The 6,053-nt window shown below is 67.1% G+C and carries 9 protein-coding genes and 1 pseudogene; all 10 read right to left on the bottom strand.

The genetic code is table 11. The features are described 5' to 3' along the window. Window positions 1-52: 52 nt before the first annotated feature. Complete coding sequence (locus B4E36_RS16630) at window positions 53-463, bottom strand: CBS domain-containing protein (protein WP_345900585.1); 411 nt, start codon at window positions 461-463, stop codon at window positions 53-55. Between the two features lie 169 nt (window positions 464-632). After that, window positions 633-1,529 carry a F0F1 ATP synthase subunit gamma gene (locus B4E36_RS16625; protein WP_292055621.1) on the bottom strand — a complete coding sequence of 299 codons (897 nt, stop codon included), beginning with the start codon at window positions 1,527-1,529 and terminating at the stop codon, window positions 633-635. Further along, window positions 1,513-3,042, bottom strand: a complete 1,530-nt coding sequence (locus tag B4E36_RS16620; protein ID WP_345900584.1) for a F0F1 ATP synthase subunit alpha — start codon at window positions 3,040-3,042, stop codon at window positions 1,513-1,515. The genes B4E36_RS16625 and B4E36_RS16620 overlap by 17 nt, the downstream gene beginning before the upstream one ends. Further along, entirely contained in the window at window positions 3,032-3,790 is a 759-nt protein-coding gene (locus tag B4E36_RS16615) for a F0F1 ATP synthase subunit B (protein WP_292055618.1), read from the bottom strand. Before B4E36_RS16615 ends, B4E36_RS16620 begins: the two co-directional genes overlap by 11 nt. A gap of 4 nt (window positions 3,791-3,794) precedes the next feature. Beyond that, window positions 3,795-4,085: a F0F1 ATP synthase subunit C gene (locus B4E36_RS16610; RefSeq protein WP_292055616.1), complete on the bottom strand. Its 291-nt coding sequence runs from the start codon at window positions 4,083-4,085 to the stop codon at window positions 3,795-3,797. Beyond that, the gene (locus B4E36_RS16605) at window positions 4,078-4,779 is read right to left on the bottom strand and encodes a F0F1 ATP synthase subunit A (protein ID WP_292055615.1); all 702 of its coding nucleotides are present in this window, start codon (window positions 4,777-4,779) and stop codon (window positions 4,078-4,080) included. The genes B4E36_RS16610 and B4E36_RS16605 overlap by 8 nt, the downstream gene beginning before the upstream one ends. Then, window positions 4,770-5,063: an ATP synthase subunit I gene (locus tag B4E36_RS16600; protein WP_292055614.1), complete on the bottom strand. Its 294-nt coding sequence runs from the start codon at window positions 5,061-5,063 to the stop codon at window positions 4,770-4,772. Before B4E36_RS16600 ends, B4E36_RS16605 begins: the two co-directional genes overlap by 10 nt. Next, window positions 5,050-5,346 carry an AtpZ/AtpI family protein gene (locus B4E36_RS16595; protein WP_292055612.1) on the bottom strand — a complete coding sequence of 99 codons (297 nt, stop codon included), beginning with the start codon at window positions 5,344-5,346 and terminating at the stop codon, window positions 5,050-5,052. The genes B4E36_RS16600 and B4E36_RS16595 overlap by 14 nt, the downstream gene beginning before the upstream one ends. Then, a complete protein-coding gene (locus B4E36_RS16590) occupies window positions 5,343-5,753 on the bottom strand; it encodes an ATPase (RefSeq protein WP_292055610.1) in 411 nt (136 codons plus the stop codon). Before B4E36_RS16590 ends, B4E36_RS16595 begins: the two co-directional genes overlap by 4 nt. Further along, window positions 5,750-6,053, bottom strand: a pseudogene (locus B4E36_RS16585) (F0F1 ATP synthase subunit beta); the annotation flags it as partial. The pseudogene B4E36_RS16585 and the gene B4E36_RS16590, both read right to left, overlap by 4 nt.

The following is a 6,053-nucleotide window of genomic DNA, read 5'->3' as shown; positions in this document are numbered from 1 at the left end:
GCAATAGAGCATTTCGCGGACCTGAGGCGGTCCAGCTTGGCCGCGCCATGCTTCAGCGCGTCTCGACCACCTCGCCGAGCGTTTGCCCCGCAAGCTCTTCATCGGCGTCATTGGCGATATCGCCAAGCGACATGATGCCGGCGACCGCGCCCGCCTCGTCAACGACGACCAACCGGCGAATCTGCAGGTCGCCCATGCGGTGCGCCGCTTCCCGGACCGTTTGTTCGGGGCGACAGGTGGCGACGTCGCGTGTCATGATCGCGGCGATGGGCCCATCGGACACAGCGTTGGGAAGATAGCGCGTCACGATGTCCCGGTCGGTGACGATGCCGACAACCTTCTCCGCCTCGCAGATCACGACGGCGCCTATGCCGCACTCCTTCATGAGCGCCGCTACGGCCCGGACAGATGCCGCGGGACCCACGGTGGTCACGGGGCGGCGCATGATGGATTTGACAAACATCTCCAATCTCCACATCGGACACTTGACGAAGAGGCGTCGAAACCGCCTCCAATCCTGATTGCCGGCATTGCATTGCGGGCCTTGTCTACTGTTAACGCAACCAACGCCGAAACGGTTCATTTGGTTTCGATTTCAGCCCGAAGGGCTCTACCCGTGCCGGTCAGTATCCTTATCCGCCGCGCCGTTTGGTGCGATGCGATTTCAACGCCTCGAAACCGATGATGACATCAAGCAGTTCGGTGGTGATCTCGCTCTGCCGCAACTGCCGCATCTCGCCAGCCAGCTCCTCTCGGCGGTCATCGATCGCGCGTTCGGCCTGCTGCATGCGGGCCAGACGCGCGGCGTTTTCGGTTACCAGCGCCTCGGCCGCTGCGAGAAAGAGTTCGGTGAAAAGAAAACTTCGCACAAGGGCGGCGAGCATATGCCCGGGCGGGAGAGAAAAGGTCGGCAGGCTGCGCGATGCCCAGGGGCGCGCAGCCAGCGCCCCGGTCATGGCCGGGTCGAGCGGCAGCAGCCTGCGCGTCACCGGCGCCTGCCGGCCATGCTCGACCCGCTGCATGAACACCAGCGACACCGTCATGCCGGAACCGCCCCTAGCGCCCTGGATATCGTCGATGAGGGTGATCAGCCTTCCGGCAAGCCGGCCCAGCCCATCGACATTCGCCGGCGGCAGAAGCGCGGTATCGGCAGCGATACCCTGCCCCGCCAGCGCGTCCTCCAACTGCGCGCCGATACAGATCACCCGTGTCGGGGCGTCATCGCCCGGGCCGCGCTGAACCTCTTCAGCCAGCAATTCATTGTAATTGCCGCAAAGCCCGTGATCGGAGCCGAAGGCGATCGTGACCCGCTCCGCGGCGTTTTCGGAAACCTCGGGCAAAGGTCCCTCGACGGTGATGAACGCGTGCAGACCGTCCAGAACCGTGGCGCGATAGGCCTCGATGGCGTGCGCGGCCTGCTCGTAAGGCGCAGCGTTGATCGCCGACATCGTCTTCATCGTGCGCACGATACCGCGAATGCTGTCCATGGTTTCGGCGCGGCGGGTGAGAAGCTCAAGCGTCTGCGTCATCGCCTTTTCCCATCGCTTCGACAGCTTGGCGCGCCCTGGCCGTGACGCCCGCGCGAACCTCGTCCGTCAGGGCCTCGTCGGCTTCGAGGCTTGCCGCAAGTCCGGCATCGTCCTCGCGCACGGCGCGGCGGATCGCCGCCATTGCAAGCAGCGTATGCACCTCGTCCATTCCGTCCAGCAGCCCCTCCATCGCGGCAAGCAGGATGGCAAGCTGTTCGGCTGCCGGCATCGGATCGCGCTCGGGCTGGCGCAGCGCCGCGCGCACCGCCGCCCCGCGCGCCAGACGCGCGCGCGTATCCTCGTCCAGCCGCGTGCCGAAGCGGGCGAATTCCTCAAGCTCCTCGAATTGCGACAGCGTGACGCGCAGATTGCCCGCGACCGCGCGAAAGGCCCGCGCCTGCGCCTTGCCGCCGACGCGGCTGACCGACACGCCGAGATCGACCGCCGGGAACTGGTTGCGCCGCACAAGGCGCGGCGAGAGATAGATCTGCCCGTCGGTGATCGAGATCAGGTTGGTCGGGATATAGGCCGAAAGGTTCTCGGCCTGCGTCTCGACCACCGGCAGGGCGGTGATCGACCCGCGCCCCTCGCCGAACTGGCCGGCGCGCTCCAGAAGCCGGGCATGGATGAAGAAGATGTCGCCGGGAAAAGCCTCGCGCCCCGGCGGGCGGCGCAACAGAAGCGACAGCTCGCGATAGGCGCGGGCGTGATGGGTCAGGTCGTCCAGCACCAGAAGCACGTCCTGCCCCCTGGCCGCAAACGCTTCGGCTATCGCCATCGCGGCATAGGGCGCGACATAGACCAGGCCCGGCGCATCCTCGTCGCCCGCCGCCATGATGACGGTGCGCTCCATCATGCCGCCCTCGCGGATCGCGCCGATGACCTTGGCGACGGCATCGCCCCTTTGGCCGATCGCGCAATAGATGCAATGCACCCCGGTCGTGCGCTGGTTGAGGATTGCATCCACCGCGATCGAGGTCTTGCCGGTCTGCCGGTCGCCGATGATCAGTTCCCGCTGGCCCATGCCGACGGGCACCGCCGCGTCCACCGCCTTCAGCCCGGTGGCGAGCGGTCGCGACACCGCCCGCCGGTCGAGAATTCCCGCCGCCGGCCATTCTATGGGGCGGTGATGGTTCGTTTCGATCGGCCCCTGACCGTCCCGCGGCCGACCGATCGGATCGACGACCCGCCCCAGAAGCGGCGCGCCGACCGGCACGCTCACCACCTGGCGGGTACGCCGCACCGTCTCTCCCGGCGTCAGGCGCTCCGTCGGGCCGAGCAGAACGACCCCCAGCCGGCCCGGCTCCAGATCGAACACGATGCCCTTCACGCCCGAGGCGAATTCCAGCACTTCATCGGCCAGCGCCGAGCCAAGACCGGTGACGATCGCGACGCCATCGGCGGCCTCCTCCAGACGACCCATCTCGCTGACGCGCGGAGACGGCGCGGGCGCATCTAGGAGTTTGCGAAGCAACGCGCCCGCACCGGTTTCGGCAGCGCCTTCATCCGTCATCGCGTGCGCTCCCGGCCGGAAAATCGTCCATTGCCTTGTCGAGCATCGCCTCGAGGTCCTCGAGATAGTCGCTGATCGTCCAGTCTATCTGCACGCTGCCCAGCTTCAGGCTGAGGCCCGGCGACCGCGTCTCATCGGTCTCGAAACTGAGCTGCGCGCCCGGCGCAAGCCTGTCCAGCGCATCGCGCAGGCCGGCGCGCACATCCTCGGGCAGCGGATCGCGGGTCACTGCCACCGCCTGTTGAGGCTCGCCATGCAGCTTGTCGGCCACCTCGGGCAGGCGCGCAACGGCGCGGGCCACGATACGGCTTTCCAGCGTCTCGTCGGCGAGGTCCGTCAGCGCCTTTCGGGTCAGCGACAACAGCGCCTCGGCGCCGGTTTTCTGCAGCTCGGCCCGATAGACGCGCGCATCCTCGGCGCGTTGCGCGGCCCGCTCCGCCTGTTCGCGGTCGATTTTCTGGCGGGCCTCGGCCAGCATTTCGCGACGCTCCTTCTCGGCCTCCTGCCGGGCTGCTTCCAGCGTTTCGGCGCGGCTGGCCTGCAACGCCTCGATCCGCGCCTCATACTCGGCCTTCTGCTTCTCAGCCGCTGCCTCGACCCGGGCGGCCTCGCCCATGCGCGTGGAGATTTCCCGCTCGCGCGCGTCGATACCATCGAGAATGGGCCGGTACAGGAACCGCTTCAGCAGCCAGACGAGGACCAGGAAATTGCCGATCTGCGCGCCGACCGTGATCCAGTCGATCGACATGGCGTCAGCTCCCGGTCCCGCGCGCCGCCGCCTCAAGCGCCGCGTTCCAGAACGGGTTGGCGAACAGCAGGATCATGGCGACGACGAAACAATAGATGGCCGTCGATTCGATCATCGCGAGACTGACGAACAGGGTGCGCGACAGGGTCGATGCGGCATCGGGCTGCTGCGCGATGGCGCTGAGAGCGGTCGAGGCGGCGCGCCCTTCGCCCAAAGCGGGTCCGAGCGCGCCGAACGAGACCGTCAGTCCGGCGGTCAGGATCGAGATGAAGGCGATGATGGAAAGGTCAGTCATGGGGCATGTCCTTGTTGTCGTCGGCGGCATCGGAAACGGCGGTGGCCGAGGAAATGTAGACGGTCGCCAGAACGGCGAAGATGTAGGCCTGGATGACGCCCGTGAGCAGGCCGAGCATGTCCATCACCACCGGAAAGAAGAACGGCGCGATGGACAGCAGAATGGCGGCGATGACGGCGCCGCTCATGATGTTGCCGTAAAGGCGGATGGCGAGCGAAACCCCGCGCGAGGCCTCGCTGACGACGTTGAACGGCAGCATGATGATCGATGGCTCGGCATAGGTCTTCAGGTAGCCGCCAAGCCCCCGGCTGCCGATGCCGAAGACCGGAACCGCCACCAGCACGGAGATTGACAGCGCCACCGTGGTCGAAAGCGACGCCGTCGGCGTGTCGAAACCGGGCACGACCATGAGAAGGTTCGCGGTCACGATGAACAGGAACAGCGTGCCGACGAAATAGAGAATGCGCGGGTCGCGTCGCTGCGTCACCTCGGCGATCTGGCCGACGATGCCGCTGACGATGACCTCGAGCGCGGTGCGCCAGCGGCTCGGCGGCACATCCGGGCGCAGCCGGCGCGTGACCAGCGCCGACGCTCCGACAAGCAACGCCATGATGATCCATGTGTTGACGACCGTGGCGTTGATGCCGATGCCGAGGATGATGAAGACGATCGTATCGTCGGGCGTCAGTTGCATCTCGGCGCCTCGCTCGATCGCACCACCGCCACAATGATCGTCCGCGTGAGGAGAAAGCCGATGGCGAAGGCTGCGATCGCCTGGAGGCCCAGCCCCGCGACCCACCAGCCAAGCCCGAGCAACGCCGCCATGCGCAGCGCCGCGCTGAGAAACAGCACCAGCGCCGGGCTCTGCCGGCGCAGGGCAAACCGGATGCCGAGCGCCAAGCCGCCGAGAAACAGGGCAGCCGCCACGGCGCCGGCCAGAAAGCCCGGCGCAACCAATGTCCAGTCAAGAGCGATCATCGTCATTTCCTTCCTTCAAGACCCAGCCCCATGCAATGAACACGCCAACGACAACGCCGCCGAGCAGCAGTGCCAGCGTCCAGGAAAAACCCTGCGGCGCAACGCGATCCAGCCAGAGGCCCAGCAGCGCGCCGCCCACCGTCGGCACGGCAACCGACCAGCCGATCATGCCGAAGGTTCCAAAGCCCCTGAGCGGGCTCGGGCCCGGCTTGTCGCGCGCGTTCTTCATCCGGCCGGCACGGCGGCCGATCTCGCTGGCGGCGCGGTCGTCCTCGTCGTTCATGGCTGCATCTTCCTCAGGCTGGCGAAGCGGCGCACCATTTCGGCCTCGAGCCGCGACAGGGCGGTGCGCGCCACGCGCTCCTCGTCCTCGATTTCGGCGAAGCTGCGAACCACGCGCGCGCGCAGGCTGTCCAGATCGTCGCTCTCGATCCCGCGGCGCACCGCGACGTCGACGGCGTGCCCCTTCTTGACCAGAAGCCCTTCATCGATGCCGAAGAACCGTTCCCGCCCGTCCGGCTCGCTCAGCAGGAGAACCGAGGGCACCAGGGCCGTGACGAAATCCACATGGTTGGGCAGAATGCCGAAGCCCCCATCCTCCGCCTCCGCCCTGAGGCGCGTGGCCGCGCCGTCAAACAGCACACTGGAGGGCAGGCGCAGGTGAACCTGCATTTGCGAGGCCGTGCTCATGCCGCCGCCTCCCCGAGCTCGTTCAGGCTGCCGATCATGTAATAGGCGCTTTCCGGGCGGTCGAAACTCGTTTCCGACAGGATCGCCTCGCAGCCATCCAGCGTCTCGGCGATGGAAACGAGCCTGCCCGTGGTGCCGGCGGAAGCGCCGACGGTGAAGAAAGGCTGGGTGAGAAAGCGCTCGAGCCGCCGGGCGCGGGCGACGACGGCGCGATCATGGGCCGACAGCTCCTCGATGCCGAGCATGGCGATGATGTCGCGCAGGTCCTCGTATTCCGCGAGCGTCCGGCGCACCGCGCGG

It is taken from the genome of Martelella sp. UBA3392, assembly GCF_002358775.1.
Classification (GTDB): Bacteria; Pseudomonadota; Alphaproteobacteria; order Rhizobiales; family Rhizobiaceae; genus Martelella; species Martelella mediterranea.
Note: the sequence above shows the minus strand (reverse complement) of the source record. Positions and strands in the feature narration are given on the sequence as shown.

Coding starts and splice junctions, on each gene's coding strand:
- B4E36_RS16625 (WP_292055621.1), bottom strand. CDS start 1,529: ATGACGCAGACGCTTGAGCTTCTCACCCGCCGCGCCGAAACCATGGAC.
- B4E36_RS16630 (WP_345900585.1), bottom strand. CDS start 463: ATGTTTGTCAAATCCATCATGCGCCGCCCCGTGACCACCGTGGGTCCC.
- B4E36_RS16620 (WP_345900584.1), bottom strand. CDS start 3,042: ATGACGGATGAAGGCGCTGCCGAAACCGGTGCGGGCGCGTTGCTTCGC.
- B4E36_RS16610 (WP_292055616.1), bottom strand. CDS start 4,085: ATGACTGACCTTTCCATCATCGCCTTCATCTCGATCCTGACCGCCGGA.
- B4E36_RS16605 (WP_292055615.1), bottom strand. CDS start 4,779: ATGCAACTGACGCCCGACGATACGATCGTCTTCATCATCCTCGGCATC.
- B4E36_RS16590 (WP_292055610.1), bottom strand. CDS start 5,753: ATGAGCACGGCCTCGCAAATGCAGGTTCACCTGCGCCTGCCCTCCAGT.
- B4E36_RS16600 (WP_292055614.1), bottom strand. CDS start 5,063: ATGATCGCTCTTGACTGGACATTGGTTGCGCCGGGCTTTCTGGCCGGC.
- B4E36_RS16595 (WP_292055612.1), bottom strand. CDS start 5,346: ATGAACGACGAGGACGACCGCGCCGCCAGCGAGATCGGCCGCCGTGCC.
- B4E36_RS16615 (WP_292055618.1), bottom strand. CDS start 3,790: ATGTCGATCGACTGGATCACGGTCGGCGCGCAGATCGGCAATTTCCTG.